The organism is Nocardia sp. NPDC046763 (genome assembly GCF_040645495.1).
Taxonomy (GTDB): Bacteria; Actinomycetota; Actinomycetes; order Mycobacteriales; family Mycobacteriaceae; genus Nocardia.
Window position 1 is genome coordinate 73625 of sequence record NZ_JBEYYI010000006.1, and the last position, 14881, is coordinate 88505.

Here is a 14881-nt window from a genome sequence, read left to right on the forward strand (position 1 = left end):
CGACCTCGAGCCGCCCCGAGCCAACCTACTCCCGACACCCGCTATCCCCGCCTCCGGTGCCCGCCCCTCACAGCCCCGCTCCACGTCGGCACAGCCGCCCCGAACCACGCTCACCAGCACCTTCGAGCCGTCCGCCCAGAAATGGCACGCATCGGAACGTGATTGACACCGCCCCGCGAACACCCCGCCGGTCGCAGTCCTGCCCGCCACACCCGGCGCGCATCGCCCTCATTCCAGCAAGCGTTCGGCCGGAATCTCGATGAATCCCGGCCGAACCGATGCCGGGCTTCGAGCAGCGGGCCATCCCTGGATGACGAGCGGAAGCTCACACCAGACGTCGTCGATCCAGCCCTCACGCAGGCCGTCATATCGGCGGTGGGCGGCCTCGGCGACCCCACCCCCGAACTCCCCACCCCCTCGGCCAGCGGGAAGCGCTGGTCAGAGCGGGAGCGGGAGGCTGTGGATCAGGGCTACGGTCTCGGTGATGACGCCGGGGTCGGTATTCGGGAGAACGCCGTGGCCGAGGTTGAAGATGTGCCCCTTGGCGCCCAAGGTGATTGCCTCGTCGGCCTCGCGGGCAATGCGGCGCACCTCGGCGTCGATCGCCGCCGGGCCCGCGAAGAGCACGGCCGGATCGAGGTTGCCCTGCAACGCTTTTCCGGGACCGACCCGGCGCGCGGCCTCGTTCAGTGGAATCCGCCAATCGACGCCGACCACGTCCGCGCCCGCTTCGCCCATGGCGCCCAGCAGTTCTCCGGTGCCGACGCCGAAGTGGATGCGCGGTACACCCGCGGACGCGATCTCGGTGAAGACCCGTTCCGAGTGCGGCAGAACGTATTCCCGGTACTGGGCCAGGCTCAGCGCGCCCGCCCAGGAGTCGAACAGCTGCACGGCGTCCACGCCGGCGTCGATCTGGGCGCGCAGGAATTCGATGGTGATGTCGGTGAGCACGCCCAGCAGCTGGTGCCAGGTCTCGGGATCGGCGAGCATCATCGCCTTGGTGCGCTCGTGGTTCTTGCTGGGCCCGCCCTCGACCAGGTACGACGCCAAAGTGAACGGGGCACCGGCGAATCCGATCAGCGGGGTGTCACCGAGCGCGTCCAGCAGCAGCCTCACACCGGCGGTGACCGCGCCCACCTCCTCGTCGCGCAGGCGTGGCAGCGCACGCACATCGGCAACGGTGCGCACCGGATTCGCGACCACCGGGCCGACGCCGGCCACGATGTCGAGATCGATGCCGGCGGCCTTGAGCGGAACCACGATGTCGGAGAAGAGGATTGCCGCATCAACCTGGTGGCGGCGGACCGGCTGCATGGTGATCTCGCACACCAGCTCCGGATCGAAACATGATTCCAGCATGCCGATTCCGGCACGCACCTCGCGATACTCCGGAAGGGACCGGCCAGCCTGTCTCATGAACCACACCGGACGCCGATGCGGCACGCCACCGGTGGCGGCGGCAAGGAACGGGGCATCGGTCAGCAGGCGTCGGGTGTGAGTACTCATCACCGCCCATCGTAAAGGGGGCCCGGCGGCGCGCCTCGCACTACTGGGCACCGGAGAGGTCTACGGTGCCTTTCGTGACACCGCTCGACTTTCGCGACGGCGCTGCCCCCACCCCGGAGCCCGAAGAACCACCCCGGTTCCGCGCCGCGGTCGAGGCCATGGGAACCGCATCTGTGCATCCTCGAATCGAGCTGGCACCGATCCGCCCGCCACAGCGCCTCGCCCCGTACTCGTACGCCCTCGGCGCGGAGGTCACGCGACCCGATACGAATGTGGTGCCCGTCGATTCCGAGGGCGATGCGTTCGGCCGGCTGATCCTGCTGCACGACCCGGCCGGGCAGGAAGCCTGGCACGGGGTGTTCCGTCTGGTCGCCTACATCCAGGCCGACATCGACTCCGCCCTCGCCGCCGACCCGCTGCTGCCGGAGGTGGCGTGGAGCTGGCTGGTCGACGCGCTGGACTCGCGCACCTCCTTCACCGCCCTCGGCGGCACGGTCACTTCCACCAGCTCGGTGCGCTACGGCGACATCGCCGGGCCGCCGCGCGCGCACCAGCTCGAACTGCGCGCCTCCTGGACGGTGTCCGACACCGTTATGCGGCCGCACGTGGAAGCCTTCTGCGAGGTGCTCGCCTATGCGGCCGGACTGCCGCCCGCGGGGGTAACCCCTCTGGACGTGCGCCGGGGCGAGAGCACCGAATAGTTGGGCGCGAGATCGGGGCGGCCAATCCGCAAATTCTCGCGCCGGTCGCCGGAAAATCCCCTCTCGCCTGCGAGAACATCTGTACTGCAACGAAATCGACGGCCGCCACGTACGATTCCCCATGGCCCGACGCAGTGTCACGGCCGGTCGTTTCACCGACGTGACGCGGCCCGCCAATGCCCAACCCGTAGAGTTCAAGACCATGTCCGTACCAGATGAACCCGAAGCCACTGCCGCGGTACCGTTGCTCGCGCCAGTGGACGGTGTACCGCCGGTACTGGACTCCGCCGCCACAGTGGCCGCCGCCGCCCGCCGGCTCGCCGCCGGCAGCGGACCGCTCGCGGTCGACGCCGAGCGCGCCTCCGGCTTCCGCTACTCCAATCGTGCGTATCTGATCCAGCTGCGCCGTCAGGGTGCGGGCACCTTCCTCATCGACCCGATCCCGGTGGACGGGGAGCTCGCGCCGCTGGCCGAGGCGATCAACGATCTGGAGTGGGTGCTGCACTCCGCGGATCAGGATCTGCCCGGGCTGGCCGAACTCGGGCTGCACCCCGCCCGGCTCTTCGACACCGAACTCGGTGGCCGCCTCGCGGGTTACGAGCGCGTGGGCTTGGCCGCCATGGTGGAGAAGCTGCTCGGCCGTGAGCTGCGCAAGGGCCACGGCGCGGCAGACTGGTCCACACGGCCGCTGCCCGACGACTGGCTGAACTACGCGGCCCTCGATGTCGAGCTACTCGTCGAGCTGCGCGACGCGGTCGCCGCGGACCTGGCCGAGCAGGGCAAATCCGAGTGGGCCGCAGAGGAATTCGAGCACGTCCGCACCGCCGAGCCGGCCGGCCCCAAGGCCGACCGCTGGCGGCGCACCTCCGGCATCCACACCCTGCGCCGCACCCGCCAGCTCGCCATCGTCCGCGAATTATGGACGACCCGCGACCGCCTGGCCCGCCTGCGCGATGTGGCCCCGGCCCGCATCCTCCCGGACTCGGCCATCGTGGCCGCCGCCACCAATGAGCCCAGGTCCATCGCCCAGCTGCGTACCCTGCCGATCTTCGGCGGCCCCCGCCAGCGTCGCTACTCGCGTGAATGGCTCGGCGCGGTGGAACGCGCCCGCACCCTTCCCGACAGCGAGCTCCCGCCGCTCACCCAGCCCTTCGACGGCCCGCCCCCGGTCAACCGCTGGGAGCGCCGCGACCCGGCCGCCGCCGCCCGCCTGCAGTGCGCCCGCGCGGCCATGACCGACCTCTCCGCCGAGGTGTCGGTCCCGGTCGAGAACCTGCTCACCCCGGACCTGCTGCGCCGCATGTGCTGGGATGGCCTGCCCAAATCGGTCGCCAACGGCGAGGCGCCGACCCTCATCGAGGGCTACCTCGCCGCGGGCGGCGCCCGCGCCTGGCAGCTCGCCCTGACCGTCCCACGCCTGAGCGAAGCCCTCTACCCGAAGAGCTGACCCCGGAAATATCGCCCAAGAAAGTTGGGGCACGAGGGTTTTCTGAAGTGGACCTATTTCACAGTTGGTGAAAGTTAGATTCTGTCGACCCCGAACCAAGGGGTACACAAGAGGAGTCCACCAATGCACGTCACCCGCCGCCCCCTGCACTACATCGGCTGGGCCGCAACCACTTTGGCACTGGCCGCGGCCACCACCACGCTGTCGGCACCTACCGCCTCCGCCTCCCTCGGGTTTCCCGTGCTCATCGATGCCGCAACCGGCGCGGAGGTGGGGTCCGCGGTCGTCGGACACGCCTACACGTACTACTCGGGCATCAACTTCCAGCCCATGTTCGCGAGCACAGCGGACTTCTACGACAACGGGCAATGCATCGGAAGCGCCCCGATATCGGGTCCGGGTGCACTCCAGATCACCTGGGTTCCCACCGCCACCGGATCGCACACGCTCACCATCGTCGGCGGCGTCAAGGAGATCTCGGAGAAGTACGACGTGACTGCCGCGCCCGCGGGATCCACCCCCACCCAGCCGCCGAAGCAACCCGGCTGCGGCGGTGGCGGCAGCGCCAACCTCATCGGATCCGGCAGCGCCGCCCTCGACGGATCCGGCAGCGCCGGACTCTGATCACGGATACGGAAGAGACGGCAACGAAATGCGTCATCACACCACACACCGCATCGGCTGGGGCGCAACAACTCTGGCGGTGGCCGCGACCATCGCCGCGCTGTCCACGCCGACCGCAACCGCCGATATCGAGTACGAGGTTCCCAATGCCTGGGATTGCTCGACCGGCACCTGCACGTTGCCGTCAACCTACGTCGTCGGACACACCTACTCCTTCGACACGGGTTCCCCCGGGGGCACAGACTCCTGGCAGTCCATGTACTCTTCCGCAAACTTCTACGACGACGGGAAATGCCTCGGCAGCATCTCACTCCCACACGCCGGCCACGTGGCCGTCACGTGGGTTCCGACCACCACGGGGACGCACAAGCTCTCCCTCGCGCTCATCGGCGCTATTCCGTTCATGGCGTCCCAGCCGACAGTGATCCCGGTGTCCGTGGTCGCCGCGCCACCGGGATCACCTACCCCACAGCAGCCACCGCAGCAGGGCACCTGCGTCGGATCCGGCAGCGGCAGTTTGCTCGGCTCCGGCAGTGCGAACCTGCTCGGATCCGGCAGTTAGAACGCGCCGGGCGCGCGGCGGCCGTTCGCTCAGTCCTGGAATTCGGGTGGGCGGCGGTCGCGGCGGGCTCGGATGGCCTCGTCGAAGTTGTCGGTGGTGAGGCGGACGTAGAGCTGGGCCATGCCCTCGTTCTGCATGTGGGATTCGAAACTGCCCGCCTCCAAGCCATTCCAGAGGAGGCGTTTGGTGAGTTCGCCGCCGACCCGGCTCCAGCGGATGATCTGGTCGGCGGTGTCGTAGGCGGCCTCGAGGAGTTTGTCGCCGGGGACGACACGGGAGACGATGCCGATGCGCTCGGCTTCCGCGGCATCCACGTCGCGGCCGGTGAGCATGATCTCGAAGGCGCGGGTGGAGCCGATGGCCCGCGGCAGTGTGTAGCTGATGCCGAGTTCGGCCGAGGTCAGGCCGTTGTTGATGCCTGCCGCGCGGAAATACGCGTCCTCCGAGGCGATTCGGATATCGGTCCCCATGGCGAGGCAGAACCCGCCGCCGATGGCCGCGCCGTTGATGGCGCTGATCACCGGCTGGTGCATCCGCTTGATCGTGAGCATCACATTGTTCAGCAGCTCCATCGAGCGGCGCGCAATGCTGGTGCGCGTCAACCCCTCCACCCCCGGCACCTTGCCCGCGTGCTGCAGATCCGCGCCCGAGCAGAACCCGTGCCCGGCACCCGTGAGCACCACCACCCGCACGTCGTTGTCGGCCGCCACGCCCTCGAGGGTCTCCCGCAGCGGCACCATCACGTCGAACGCCATGGCGTTCATCCGGTCCGGCCGGTTCAACGTGACCAACGCAATCCCCGGCCGCGGCTTCTCGACAAGCACAAACGACATCCGAACTCCCGTCCCGAAACTGTAACCTGTTTCAGAATCTACGCGAGAACCCCAGCTCCGTATAGAAAACGGGCCCGCGATCGGAGGATCGCGGGCCCGTCACGAGCGGAACGTCACTCGGCCGCCGGGAGCAGGGCCTGCTCGATCTCGCTGCCGGAGGCATCGGCCGCGCCCAGCCACACGTGCACACGCTGGGCCACCTCGCCCGGAGTGAGGCCGAGGTCCTGGTGGATCTTGGCGCGGGAGGAGTGGTCCAGGAATTGCTGGGGGACGCCGAGGTCGCGGGTCGGGACGTCGACGCCCGAACTGCGGAGCCGGGCGGAAACTGTGGAGCCGATGCCGCCGTGCAGGCCACTGTCCTCGAGGGTGACCACCAGGCGGTGGTTCTCGGCCAGCTTCACCACGGTGTCGGAGACCGGGAGGACCCAGCGCGGGTCGACGACGGTCACCGAGACGCCCTCGGCCTCCAGCAGATCCGCGACCTTGAGGGCGAGGTCGGCGAAGGCGCCGACCGCGATCAGCAGGACATCGGCGTGCACCGAGTACGCGGCAGCATCTTTCGCGTCGGGCAGGCGCAGCACATCCACGCCCTCGAAGCGTTCCACCGCCGGAATCTCTGCGATCGCAGGACCCTTGGGGAAGCGGATGGCGGTGGGTCCGTCGCTGATGGTCAGGGCCTCCCCCAATTCCTCACGCAGGCGGGCGGCGTCGCGCGGGGCAGCGACCCGGATGCCCGGGATGATGCCCAGCACCGACAGGTCCCACATGCCGTTGTGCGAGGCGCCGTCGTCACCGGTGATGCCGGCGCGATCGAGCACCAGGGTCACCGGGAGCTTGAGCAGCGCCACATCCATGAGCAGCTGATCGAAGGCCCGGTTGAGGAAGGTGGAGTAGATGGCCACCACCGGGTGCAGGCCGCCCAGGGCCATACCGGCCGCGGAGGTCATGGCGTGCTGTTCGGCGATTCCGACGTCGAACATGCGGTCCGGGAAGCGTTCTCCGAACGGGGTGAGACCGGTCGGCCCGGGCATGGCGGCGGTAATGGCGACAATATCGTCGCGCTGCTCGCCCTGGGCGATGAGTTCCTTGGAGAACACCGAAGTCCAGCTGGTGCCCGAGGATCCGGCGAGCGGTTCACCGGTCTCCGGATCGATCACGCCGATCGAATGCATCTGGTCGGCTTCATGATCCACGGCCGGCTTGTAGCCGCGACCCTTCTGCGTCACCGCGTGCACGATGACCGGACCACCGAAGTCCTTGGCCCGCCGCAGCGCCGCCTCCAGCTGCACCGGATCGTGCCCGTCGACCGGACCCACATACTTCAGCCCGAGATCGCTGAACAGCTCCTGTGGCGCGACCGCGTCCTTGATGCCGGTCTTGATGGCGTGCAGCATCGAGTACGCCGAATCCCCCACGCGCGGAATGCTCTGGACGATCCGCTTGGTGGCGTCGAGCGCGTGCTCGTAGGCGGGCTGGGTGCGCAGCCCCGCGAGCCGCTCGGCGAGCCCGCCGATGGTCGGCGCGTAGGAGCGGCCATTGTCGTTGACCACCACAATGACCGAGCGGTCCTGCCCGGCGGCGATATTGTTCAGCGCCTCCCAGCACATGCCGCCGGTGAGCGCGCCGTCACCGACGACCGCGACCACGTGCCGCTTCTGCCGGGTCAGCGCGAACGCCTTGGCGATGCCGTCCGCATAGGACAGCGAGGCCGACGCGTGCGAGGACTCCACCCAGTCGTGGGCGCTCTCGGCCCGGCTCGGGTACCCCGACAGTCCGCCCTCTTTGCGCAGCGTGTCGAACCCGTCCTTGCGGCCCGTAAGGATCTTGTGCACGTAGGCCTGATGCCCGGTATCGAAGATGATCGGGTCGGCCGGTGAGTCGAAAACCCGGTGCAACGCGATGGTCAGCTCCACGACGCCGAGGTTCGGCCCCAGGTGCCCGCCGGTGACGGCGACCTTCCGCACCAGGAACTCACGAATCTCCTCGGCCAGCTCGTGCAGCTCCGGTACCGACAGCCGACGCAGGTCCTCGGGCGTGTCGACCCGGGAAAGCACTCCCACGGCTATTGCTCCCTCCGGATGTCTCCTGTGTTTGCAACAGTCTACGGAGCCCATTCCGGCCCCCGATGCCAGGAACGAAACGCCACCTGCGACATCCGTAGCAGATGTGAGGCTCAACACAAATTACGCCGGTTGCAGTGGCCCGGTGGCCGCTCCGGCGGCGTCGTCGCCCGCATCATCGACGAAGTGTACGAGCTGTACCGGGCCGACACGTCGGGAACGCTGGCCGACTGCATTCCGGAACTGGCGGCAGTACAACCCGATTCGTTCGGCATCTGCCTGGCTACCGCGGATGGGCGGGTGTACGGCAGAGGAGATCTGGACGCCGCCTTCACGATTCAGCCCGGCGGGCGTGCCCGACACCAATGACGTCTGCGCCGAGACCACCGTTCGGGTCGCCGTCCTGCCGCCCGCGCGTTTCGACCAGCTCACCGGTCGGACCCCGGAGATCGAACCGGCACTGCTGGAACGGCTGGCGGCCGCCGCCTACACGCAGGCCGATGCCGCCGTGCGCGGCGCACGGCGGCATCTGCCCCGCCTCGGGCCGAGCCTCGTCCGACACCCCTCGTCCGGTCGCACGACGCCGCCCGTAGTCGTTCCCGCGATCAGCGGTAGCCGTACTCCTGCCAGCGGTCCAGGACGCGCCGCTGAACGGCTGCGGGCCAGCCGTTTTCGAAGCTGCCCTTCACCGGGCGCTGGGAGTCGTCGAACAGGTCGGCCAGCAGGCAGTTATAGATGACCTTTCCCGCGCGGTACGAGTGCTGCTCCACCTCGGAGAGATAGACCGACAGCGTGGAGCCAGCTCCAGCACCGGCACGCCGTAGGCGATGCCGGTGGCTCCGCTGATGCCCACCACAAGTCGACGCGATTCGCTCACCGCCTCAGCATCCGTCACGTGTCGGATAGCCATCAACGCCGAAATCCGCGAAGATCGATAAGAAATGCTGATCGAAGACTCGCCTCGAGAACCCCGCGTCGACCCGGCCGAACTGGAAGCGTTCGTGGTCCTGGCCGAAGAACTGCACTTCGGCCGGACCGCCGACCGCCTCGGACTGTCCCAGCCCCGGGTCAGCCAGCTGATCCGCAGCCTGGAGCGCCGCGTCGGCCGCCGCCTGGTGGAGCGCACCAGTCGCCGGGTCACCCTCAATCCGCTGGGCGAGCATCTGCTGGCCCGCACCCGCCCGGCCTTCTGGGAGCTGCAGCGGGCCTTCGCCGAAACCCGCACCGCGGCACGGGGTCTGCGCATCGGATTCCTCGGGCCCTACGCGTCCACCCTCGACACGGCACTGACCGGATTCCGGGCCCGCCATCCGGAATGCCAGGTCACGCTGACCCAGCTGGCGTGGACCGACATCTTCGGCCCGCTGCGGCGCGGCGAGGTGGACATCCAGATCTGCCTGGCCCCGGTCGAGCAGCTCGGCCTGACCGTCGGACCGGAGGTGGGAGTGTTCCCGCGGCTGCTGGCCATCGCCCGCAGTCATCCGTGGGCCACCCGCGACAGCATCGATGTCGAGGATCTGGCCGAATTGCGGGTGATCGGACCGCATCCGGATGTCGCGCCCGAATTCGCGCGCGCCTTCTGGCCGCCGGGCACCACCCCGCGCGGGCGGCCCATCCCGCGGGTCGCGCCCGCGCGCACCGAACCCGAGATGCTCACCGCCGTCGCCCACAACAACGCCGTCTTCGCCACCACGACCGCCATGCCCACCTACTTCACCCATCCGGAGGTGGCATTCGTCCCGCTCACCGGCCTGCCCGAGGCGCGGGTCCGGCTGGTGTGGCGTACCGACACCGACCATCCCAAGGTCGCCGAATTCGCGGGACTGGCCGCCGGACAGCCCGCGGCGGGCCTACGTCGGCAGGCGTAACCGGGATTACGCACACGCGTGCAGGCGCGCCGCCGCGAACGCGCCTACGCTGGCGGACAACGAGATTGCTTCCCTCCCCCGAGGTGGATTGTCATGACCGATTTCGATCCCGCGGTCTACGGACCGTCCACCGTCCGCGTCGGCACCGCGGAGCGCGAGCAGGCCGCCGCGACACTGGGCGAACATTTCGCCGCCGGCCGGCTCGACGTCGCGGAATACGACGAGCGGGTAGGCCGGGCGTACGCGGCCAAGACCGCGGGCGAGCTGGCGGTGCTGTTCGGCGACCTACCCCGGCCACAACCGCCCGCGCCGCGGATCCCCACCCCGCCGCCCGCTCCACGCCGCCCGATGCCGCTGGCCCCGATCGGTGCGGGCGTGCTGCTCGTGTTCGTGATCGCGTTCGCGGTGACCACCCACTTCTTCCCGTTCTTCCTGTTCCCGGTGCTCTTCTTCATCTTCGCGCGGGGGCGGCGCGGGTACGGGTATCACGGTCCGCGCTACCACCGCATGTGAGGGCTAGGGTGAATTCGTGGGCGTCATAGGCGAACTGTTCCCCGGCAGGAAGCTGCAGGACGAGGGCAGCGAGGACGGCAGCGGCGAGGGCCACCGGCCCCGGGTCAGCCTCGATCTGGATGCCGGGGTGATCCGGGTTTCCCCGGCCCGGCCGGCTTCCGGCCCGGACGCGCCCGCGTCGCAGGGCTAGTACACACCCGATAGGGTCGGGCTTCGACCAAGCCGAGGCGGCTCGGTGCGGCCGGAGGGTGAAAACACGTGACCGACAACAATGATCACTGGGCGAACCCCCACGGCGGGCCACAGGGCTGGGGCTATCCCGATGCGGGACAACAGGACTGGGGTTACCCGGCCGGCGAGGCACCGCAGCCGGCCGAGTATCTCGGCTTTGCCGCGCAGCTGCCGCCGGGGTACCAACCCGCGCCCCCGCAGCACATCACCGGCCAGCAGCCCCAGTACGTCACCGGGCAGCATTCCGTCCCGAATTATCCGGGGCAGCAACCGATTCCGGGCTACGCGCAGCCACCCGCACCCGGCGGCGGGCCCCGTCGCACCCTGGTGATCCTCGCCGCGCTGGCCGCGGTCATCGTGCTGGCCGGCGGCGGTATCGCGGCGTACGCGCTGACCCGGGACTCCTCCGACAGCGGCACCACCGCCGCGCCCGCCACGACCGACGCCGCATCCTCCGGCGGGCCGTCCGGCACCGGGCCGTCCCGGTCCGGTGCCCCCAAGCCCGGCAGCACCACCGTGGTCGCCCCGGCACTGGGTATCAGTTACGACGTACCCGCCGGGTGGACGATCGCCGAGCCCACCGATATCACCGTGCAGACCGGGACCGACGGCTCGGTCATCGGGCACGCCAAGTCCACCGAGGGCAACGACTACTGCGCGGGCTCCGCGTATCGGACCCTCGCCTTCGTCGCCCACGTCGACGGCAGCGATCCCGCCGCCGCGGCCGTCAAGGTGGCGAGAATCTCGGCCGAGGGCGGCTATTCGGACGCGACCGGCGGCAGCCAGGGCGCGCCGGTCGCGGTCACCACCACGAGCGGCGTCACCGGCCAGCAGGTCGAGACTTCCGGCAGCTGGCAGCCGTCCGCACCGGGCTGCACCACGACCAGCTACTCGATCTACACCTTCGCGTTCTCTGGCCCGAACAAGGCGCTGCTGGTGCTGGCCATCCTGGCCGACCGCGGCACCCAGGGCGAACTCGCCGCCGACCGGGCCGCGCAGATGGTCGCCAGCCTCCGCGCCTCCTGACCCGCGCCGATCAGGCCGAGGTCGTGGCCACCACGGGCGACGCGACGAGATCTCCGCAGCGCTCGTCGGCGAGCCGGCCCCTACGCGGTGCCGGTGATCCTCGAGGAGCCCGACCCCGCTAGCCCACCTGGTACGCCGACGACGCCCGGGCGATCCGAGCGGCATTGGGGCCGAAGGTCTTACGACTCGAGCACACCGGGTCCACCTCGGTGCCTCGGCTAATACACTGGCCGGATGCCCCTCGTCGACGTGACCTACAAGCCGGAGCTTCCCGAGACCGTGCTGCGTGAGCTGGGCAAATGGCTGCCGCACCTGGTGTCCATCGCCGTCGAATGCCCGGAGGAGCCCTACGACGGCGACCTGCAGCCGGGAGATGTCGAGATCCGCTTCCACCCGCTGGGCAAGTTCGATCGCTCCGGGATGGATGTGGTCATCGAGGTCCGGTCGAAGTATTTCGAGAGCCGGGCCGAGAACCGGCAGGAGCGCTGCGACCGCCTGCTCGCCGATATCGAGAAGTTCGTCGACGCGAATATCGGCGTCTACCTGACCCTGCCGGTAGCGGCCTGGTCGCAGAGCGAGTGACCGCTCACTGCCGGCCGGCGCGGTGCTGCCGCCACTTCCGATAGACCAGGCCCAGCACGGCGAGCACCGGACGGCGCTCCGGATGATCGCACCCGCCGCACTCGCGAGCACGAAGCGCCGAAAAGGCATGGGCGACATGCCCACCAGCTGCGGCAGCATGGTGCGGAAGAAGGCGCTGAACCGCCCCGCCAGGATCGCCCGACCGGCCCGACACACCCGCCGGACTAGTGCGGGCCCCACTCGGTCCCGGCGACCACGCCACACGCCATCCAGAATTTTCAATCAATGATTGAATTACTGATTGAACCATGTTTCACTGCTTGCATGGTCGAGAAGGTGTCCGCGGGAACGCGGGAACGGCTGCTCGCGGCGGCCGAGCAACTACTGCTGACCGAGCCCTATGACGAGGTTTCGGTGCGCGCCGTGTGCGCGGCGGCGGGAGCCAATCCCGCAGCGGTGCACTACCACTTCGGATCCAAGGAGGCGCTGATCGCCGCCCTCATCGAGGCCCGGCTAGGGCCGCTGTGGGAGGACGGGCTGGCCCGGGCCACGGGCGGGCGGGATTCGGTGCCCGCGGTGGTGGACACCATCCTCGCGCCGTTCCAGGAGCTGGCCGCAGATCCGCTGGGGCGCCTGCATCTCCGGCTGCTGGCCCGCTTCGTGCTGGGCCGGCATCAGACCTCGTGGCAGGGGCCGTGGTTCCGGATGGACTCCTGGACCGCGCTGCTGCCCGAACTGGGGGCCGGTGAGGCTCGACGGCGCTGGATGCTGGCCTTCGACCTGATCATCATGCGGTTCGGCGCTCCCGAGATCGAGGATCACGGGATGCCCGAACCGGCGCTGACGGCCCTGCGGAACTTCGTGGTGGCCGGACTCACCGCATCGGGAGAACAACCATGAACGAGATCTTCGCACCGGCGAAACTCGGCCCGATCACCCTGCGCAACCGGGTGATCAAGGCCGCCACCTTCGAGGGACGCACCCCCGACGCGCTGGTCACCCCCCAGCTCATCGACTTCCACCGCGAGGTCGCCGCGGGCGGGGTGGGCATGACCACCGTCGCCTACTGCGCGGTCGCGCCGGGCGGTCGCACCGACCGGCACCAGATCTGGATGCGGCCCGAAGCCGTTCCCGGACTACGCGAACTGACCGACGCCGTGCACGCCGAGGGCGCGGCCGCCAGCGCCCAGATCGGGCACGCCGGGCCGGTCGCCAACGCCGCCTCCAATCGCGCGCCCGCGCTCGCGCCGAGCCGCATGTTCAGCCCGCTGAGCATGCAGGCCATGCACGTGCCCGGCGACTCCGAGATCCGGGAACTCATTGCGGCACACGCGAATGCGGCGCTGCTGGCCGAGCAGGCCGGATTCGACGCGGTCGAAATCCATTTCGGCCACAACTATCTGGTCAGCTCGTTCCTGAGCCCGCTGCTCAACCGCCGCCACGACCGCTGGGGCGGCGCGCTCGCCAATCGCGCTCGCCTGGCCCGCGAAATCGCTTGTGCGGTGCGGGAAGCCGTGGGCGACCGGCTGGCGGTGACCGCCAAGCTGAACATGGAGGATGGTCGCCGCGGCGGGCTCACGGTCCCCGAGAGCGTGCAGGTGGCCGCCTGGCTGGAGGCCGACGGCGCGCTCGACGCCCTCGAATTGACCGCGGGCAGTTCGCTGCTCAATCCCATGCTGCTGTTCCACGGCGACGCACCGCGCAGCGAATTCGCGCAGGTGCTGCCCGGTCCGGCTCGGCTGGGTTTCCGGCTGGTCGGGCGCGCCTTCCTCAAGGAGTACCCGTATCAGGAGGCGTACCTGCTCGAGCGGGCCCGCCAGTTCCGCCGCGAACTGTCCATGCCGCTGATCCTGCTGGGCGGCATCACCAATCTCGACACCATGAACCTGGCCCGGGCCGAGGGCTTCGACTTCGTGGCCATGGGCCGCGCGCTGCTGCGGGAACCGAATCTGTTGCAGCGCATCCAGGCCGACGCGGCCACGCGGTCGGCGTGCGTGCACTGCAACAAGTGCATGCCCACCATCTACACCACCACCCGCTGCGTGTTCCGGCCGGAGCGGACCATCATCGATCTCGACGGAAGGCACCGAGCATGAGGGGTCGAACCGGGAGGCGTCGCTCCTCCTCCCCACGCTTGCGGAGCGTGACCATGGCGGGCTCCGTTCAGGCTCGAAAGGATGCGGCATGAGCGGACGACTCGACGGGCGGGTGGCGCTGATCAGCGGCGCGGCATCGGGAATGGGGGCCTCGCACGCCCGCGCGTTCGTGGCCGAGGGCGCCTCGGTGCTCATCGGCGACATCACCGACGAGGCGGGCGCGAAGCTGGCCGCCGAACTCGGTGACACCGCGGCGTACGTCCACCTCGACGTCACCAGCGCCGCGGACTGGCGCGCTGCCGTGGACACCGCGGTCGAACGGTTCGGCAAGCTCGACGTGCTGGTCAACAATGCGGGCATCCTCGACTTCGGACCGCTCGGCACCTACACCGAGGAGCAGTGGCAGCGGACCCTGTCCATCAATCTCACCGGCCCCTTCCTGGGCCTGACCGCCGCCCGCGACGCCCTGGTGGCAGCCCGTCCGGCGGCGGTGGTGAACATCTCCTCCGCCGCCGGGATCCAGGGCGTGCCGGGCGCGCACGCCTACACCGCATCGAAGTTCGGGGTGCGCGGGCTCACCAAATCCGCTGCGCTCGAGCTCGCCCAGCACGGAGTGCGGGTGAATTCGGTTCACCCGGGAGGGATTCTGACCCCCATGCTGGGCGTGCCCGAGGGTTCGACCACGGATCGCGATGCGAACACCCTGGCCCGCCTCGGAGTGCCCGACGAGGTCACGGCGCTCGTGGTGTTCCTCGCGAGCCACGAATCCAGCTATTGCAATGGCGCCGAGTTCGTCGTCGACGGCGGTATGACGGCGGGCCGCCCGGTCTGA

Annotated in this window: 16 protein-coding genes and 1 pseudogene; 13 read left to right on the top strand and 4 right to left on the bottom strand. The window is 69.5% G+C overall.

Annotated features, from left to right (window positions below; translation table 11 throughout):
* Positions 1–438: 438 nt before the first annotated feature.
* A complete protein-coding gene (gene hemE, locus ABZ909_RS11900; protein WP_356998036.1) occupies positions 439–1506 on the bottom strand; it encodes a uroporphyrinogen decarboxylase in 1068 nt (355 codons plus the stop codon).
* 74 nt (positions 1507–1580) lie between these two features.
* Between hemE and ABZ909_RS11905 the strand changes: the two genes are divergently transcribed.
* From ABZ909_RS11905 to ABZ909_RS11920, 4 genes are all read left to right on the top strand, one after another.
* Positions 1581–2207, top strand: coding sequence for a DUF3000 domain-containing protein (locus ABZ909_RS11905; protein WP_356998038.1), 627 nt, complete (start codon positions 1581–1583; stop codon positions 2205–2207).
* Between the two features lie 202 nt (positions 2208–2409).
* On the top strand, positions 2410–3654 hold the full coding sequence (locus ABZ909_RS11910) for a ribonuclease D (protein WP_356998519.1): 1245 nt from the start codon (positions 2410–2412) through the stop codon (positions 3652–3654).
* 123 nt (positions 3655–3777) lie between these two features.
* The gene (locus tag ABZ909_RS11915; RefSeq protein WP_356998040.1) at positions 3778–4278 is read left to right on the top strand and encodes a hypothetical protein; all 501 of its coding nucleotides are present in this window, start codon (positions 3778–3780) and stop codon (positions 4276–4278) included.
* A gap of 28 nt (positions 4279–4306) precedes the next feature.
* Positions 4307–4840, top strand: coding sequence for a hypothetical protein (locus ABZ909_RS11920; RefSeq protein ID WP_356998042.1), 534 nt, complete (start codon positions 4307–4309; stop codon positions 4838–4840).
* Between the two features lie 29 nt (positions 4841–4869).
* On the opposite strand, the gene ABZ909_RS11925 is transcribed toward ABZ909_RS11920, so the two are convergent.
* Both ABZ909_RS11925 and dxs read right to left on the bottom strand, forming a co-directional pair.
* A complete protein-coding gene (locus ABZ909_RS11925; protein WP_356998043.1) occupies positions 4870–5673 on the bottom strand; it encodes an enoyl-CoA hydratase in 804 nt (267 codons plus the stop codon).
* 113 nt (positions 5674–5786) lie between these two features.
* Complete coding sequence (gene dxs / locus ABZ909_RS11930) at positions 5787–7733, bottom strand: 1-deoxy-D-xylulose-5-phosphate synthase (protein ID WP_356998044.1); 1947 nt, start codon at positions 7731–7733, stop codon at positions 5787–5789.
* A 132-nt stretch (positions 7734–7865) separates the two neighbouring features.
* On the opposite strand from dxs, the pseudogene ABZ909_RS11935 reads away from it, so the two are divergent.
* Positions 7866–8075, top strand: a pseudogene (locus ABZ909_RS11935) (glutaminase); the annotation flags it as partial.
* A 263-nt stretch (positions 8076–8338) separates the two neighbouring features.
* On the opposite strand, the gene ABZ909_RS11940 reads toward ABZ909_RS11935, so the two are convergent.
* Positions 8339–8503, bottom strand: a complete 165-nt coding sequence (locus ABZ909_RS11940) for a hypothetical protein (RefSeq protein WP_356998045.1) — start codon at positions 8501–8503, stop codon at positions 8339–8341.
* Between the two features lie 171 nt (positions 8504–8674).
* On the opposite strand from ABZ909_RS11940, the gene ABZ909_RS11945 reads away from it, so the two are divergent.
* From ABZ909_RS11945 to ABZ909_RS11980, 8 genes are all read left to right on the top strand, one after another.
* On the top strand, positions 8675–9601 hold the full coding sequence (locus ABZ909_RS11945) for a LysR family transcriptional regulator (protein ID WP_356998046.1): 927 nt from the start codon (positions 8675–8677) through the stop codon (positions 9599–9601).
* Positions 9602–9694: 93 nt separating this feature from the next.
* Entirely contained in the window at positions 9695–10114 is a 420-nt protein-coding gene (locus ABZ909_RS11950; RefSeq protein ID WP_356998048.1) for a DUF1707 domain-containing protein, read from the top strand.
* Positions 10115–10130: 16 nt separating this feature from the next.
* A complete protein-coding gene (locus ABZ909_RS11955; protein WP_356998049.1) occupies positions 10131–10304 on the top strand; it encodes a hypothetical protein in 174 nt (57 codons plus the stop codon).
* Between the two features lie 68 nt (positions 10305–10372).
* Entirely contained in the window at positions 10373–11371 is a 999-nt protein-coding gene (locus ABZ909_RS11960; RefSeq protein WP_356998051.1) for a hypothetical protein, read from the top strand.
* A gap of 234 nt (positions 11372–11605) precedes the next feature.
* Entirely contained in the window at positions 11606–11953 is a 348-nt protein-coding gene (locus ABZ909_RS11965; RefSeq protein WP_356998052.1) for a hypothetical protein, read from the top strand.
* A gap of 324 nt (positions 11954–12277) precedes the next feature.
* Entirely contained in the window at positions 12278–12853 is a 576-nt protein-coding gene (locus tag ABZ909_RS11970; protein WP_356998054.1) for a TetR family transcriptional regulator, read from the top strand.
* Complete coding sequence (locus ABZ909_RS11975; RefSeq protein ID WP_356998056.1) at positions 12850–14049, top strand: NADH:flavin oxidoreductase; 1200 nt, start codon at positions 12850–12852, stop codon at positions 14047–14049. Before ABZ909_RS11970 ends, ABZ909_RS11975 begins: the two co-directional genes overlap by 4 nt.
* Positions 14050–14137: 88 nt before the next feature.
* Positions 14138–14881: an SDR family oxidoreductase gene (locus ABZ909_RS11980; RefSeq protein ID WP_356998058.1), complete on the top strand. Its 744-nt coding sequence runs from the start codon at positions 14138–14140 to the stop codon at positions 14879–14881.

What these genes read in the sequence shown, in the direction of transcription:
- ABZ909_RS11950 (WP_356998048.1), top strand. Translation starts at nt 9,695, where the DNA reads ATGACCGATTTCGATCCCGCGGTCTACGGACCGTCCACCGTCCGCGTC.
- ABZ909_RS11920 (WP_356998042.1), top strand. Translation starts at nt 4,307, where the DNA reads ATGCGTCATCACACCACACACCGCATCGGCTGGGGCGCAACAACTCTG.
- ABZ909_RS11975 (WP_356998056.1), top strand. Translation starts at nt 12,850, where the DNA reads ATGAACGAGATCTTCGCACCGGCGAAACTCGGCCCGATCACCCTGCGC.
- ABZ909_RS11915 (WP_356998040.1), top strand. Translation starts at nt 3,778, where the DNA reads ATGCACGTCACCCGCCGCCCCCTGCACTACATCGGCTGGGCCGCAACC.
- ABZ909_RS11945 (WP_356998046.1), top strand. Translation starts at nt 8,675, where the DNA reads ATGCTGATCGAAGACTCGCCTCGAGAACCCCGCGTCGACCCGGCCGAA.
- ABZ909_RS11965 (WP_356998052.1), top strand. Translation starts at nt 11,606, where the DNA reads ATGCCCCTCGTCGACGTGACCTACAAGCCGGAGCTTCCCGAGACCGTG.
- ABZ909_RS11980 (WP_356998058.1), top strand. Translation starts at nt 14,138, where the DNA reads ATGAGCGGACGACTCGACGGGCGGGTGGCGCTGATCAGCGGCGCGGCA.
- ABZ909_RS11910 (WP_356998519.1), top strand. Translation starts at nt 2,410, where the DNA reads ATGTCCGTACCAGATGAACCCGAAGCCACTGCCGCGGTACCGTTGCTC.
- ABZ909_RS11970 (WP_356998054.1), top strand. Translation starts at nt 12,278, where the DNA reads ATGGTCGAGAAGGTGTCCGCGGGAACGCGGGAACGGCTGCTCGCGGCG.
- hemE (WP_356998036.1), bottom strand. Translation starts at nt 1,506, where the DNA reads ATGAGTACTCACACCCGACGCCTGCTGACCGATGCCCCGTTCCTTGCC.
- ABZ909_RS11925 (WP_356998043.1), bottom strand. Translation starts at nt 5,673, where the DNA reads ATGTCGTTTGTGCTTGTCGAGAAGCCGCGGCCGGGGATTGCGTTGGTC.